This window comes from Virgibacillus carmonensis, from assembly GCF_057836705.1.
This window is the reverse complement of record NZ_JBYQFJ010000230.1, coordinates 1-624: the sequence shown is the minus strand read 5'-3', so window position 1 is coordinate 624 and position 624 is coordinate 1. Positions and strand designations below refer to the sequence as shown.

Annotated in this window: 1 protein-coding gene; it reads left to right on the top strand. The window is 40.2% G+C overall.

Annotated features, from left to right (window positions below):
• Positions 1 to 37 precede the first annotated feature (37 nt).
• Positions 38 to 624 (top strand): carbohydrate-binding protein (locus AC3G7N_RS21555; protein WP_489424180.1); only part of this gene is annotated, 587 nt, incomplete at its 3' end.

The following is a 624-nucleotide window of genomic DNA, read 5'->3' as shown; positions in this document are numbered from 1 at the left end:
CATGCTGAATCAATCTGGAGAATGGCTCTCGTACAAAGTGAATATAGCTACAGGCGGAACGTATAATGTGGATTTACGCATTGCAACGGAGGTAGACGGTGCAACGTTAAAAATAATGCAAGGAAATCATGATGTTTCAGGAGAAATCAGTCTTCCAAATACAAAAGGAGCACAGAATTGGAAAACAGTAACGATTAAGGGTCTTGAGCTTTCCAAGGGAAAAAAGGATTTGAAGGTAGAATTAATGCAGGGGGAAGCAAGCATTTCCACGATGACCTTTTATGAGGATGCGAATGTCAATGAACTTCGAGATACCTTCACTGAGGGGATGGAATTGGAGTGGACCATGTATGAGAGTTACTGGACTGTTGATGAAGGATTTTTTGCACCAAGTAACAGTACCTTTTCTAAAGCTATGACAGGAAAAGACGGTTGGACAAATTATACGGTAGCTGCAGATATTCAATTGAATAAGGCTGAGGGTGATGCAGGCATTTTGGTAAATGGAGTGAACCCAGCTAATGGAATGGAACTTAATCAACGTAATGGTGATTTTCTTCAAGGATACTATGCCTTTATCAAACCGGATGGCGTTTATTTAGGGAAACAGAATTATAAATGGGA